A 1,269-nucleotide genomic window follows, 5' to 3' on the forward strand; every position below is an offset into this window, starting at 1 on the left:
GCTGGTCAAGACCCCATTTTGTGGACATTGGAAAAACACCTAAGCTGCAAACTGGCGTCGGTACTCTACCGGCGTCAGTTTGTTTAATTTCCGCTGCGGTCGTCTCTGGTTGTAAAATCGTATGTATTTTTCAATTCGGTTTTGTGCCTCTGCCAGATTTCGGATATTATAAGGGTAGAGCCCTTCCGTTTTGAGATGCGAGAAGAAGCTCTCCATGGAGGCATTGTCTAGGCAATTGCCCCGACGAGACATGCTGATTTGGGCGCTAACCTTTGGCAGCATGTCATGGTAAGCATGAGACGTGTACTGGAACCCTTGGTCGCTGTGAACGACCAATCCGGTCACGTCTTTTTGCTTGGCAAACGCTTTGGCGAACGTCTTTAGTACCAGTTCGTTGTCGTTGCGTTCGCTAAGCTGGTAGGCCACAATCTCGTTGTTGAATAAATCTTTGACTGCCGAAAGATACAGCCAGCGCTCACCTACCCGGTATTGCGTCACATCTGTTACCCATTTCTGGTTCGGTTTTTCTGCTGTGAAATTTCGCTTCAACAGATTCTCCGCCACGCGTTCCCCCGCATGGTACGCCGTGTTAAAACGGCGTTTGCGGCGAATGTTGGATTGAAGTCCGAGCTTTTGCATCAGACGCAATACTTTCTTGTGGTTCATCCATATGCCCTCATCCTGCCACAAGAACAACTGGATTTGGCGGTAGCCGTATTTCCCTTCGTAGCGCGCATACACCCGACGAATGAGCAATGCAGCTTCCTTGTCCCGGTCCATATGTTTGCGCTTCAGATAGGCGTAGTAGCCGCTACGAGAGACCTTGAAGAGTTTGCAAAGGCTGCTGACGGGGTAGCTAGAGGCAGCTATCTCAATGACTTTATATTTCTGTTTTTCACCTCCTGCATCCAGATTTCCAAGCACTTTTTTAGCATTTCGTTTTCCCGCTTGAGCTTTTGAACATACCGATCTTGGTCGATGTATGCTTCCCGTCGACCTCGCTGATCCACCAGTCCAAACTCGCCCTGTTCCCGAAACTTCCGCATCCATTTCTTCATCCGCTGAGGATCATTAATCCCCAAGTGTTCATTAATCTTTCGGTAAGTCCATCCCTCGATAACATGCAGACGAACCGCCTCTTTCTTGATCTCTTCCGAATACGTTTTATACTTTTGTCCCTTAATTGCCATACAAAAATGCACCCCCTAGAATTTCATCGGATAAACCAGGGGTTTATTCCAATGTCCATTCTAAGGGGTGCACTTCACG

At 48.1% G+C, this 1,269-nt stretch carries 2 protein-coding genes; both read right to left on the reverse strand.

Going from position 1 to position 1,269, the window contains the following annotated elements:
- Positions 1 to 39: 39 nt before the first annotated feature.
- Positions 40 to 924: an IS3 family transposase gene (locus tag PVOR_RS16845; protein WP_210190097.1), complete on the reverse strand. Its 885-nt coding sequence runs from the start codon at positions 922 to 924 to the stop codon at positions 40 to 42.
- Complete coding sequence (locus PVOR_RS31905; protein WP_006210604.1) at positions 867 to 1,190, reverse strand: helix-turn-helix domain-containing protein; 324 nt, start codon at positions 1,188 to 1,190, stop codon at positions 867 to 869. Before PVOR_RS31905 ends, PVOR_RS16845 begins: the two co-directional genes overlap by 58 nt.
- Positions 1,191 to 1,269 lie beyond the last annotated feature (79 nt).

It is taken from the genome of Paenibacillus vortex V453 (assembly GCF_000193415.1).
Classification (GTDB): domain Bacteria; phylum Bacillota; class Bacilli; order Paenibacillales; family Paenibacillaceae; genus Paenibacillus_AQ; species Paenibacillus_AQ glucanolyticus.

What these genes read in the sequence shown, in the direction of transcription:
- PVOR_RS31905 (WP_006210604.1), bottom strand. Translation starts at nt 1,190, where the DNA reads ATGGCAATTAAGGGACAAAAGTATAAAACGTATTCGGAAGAGATCAAG.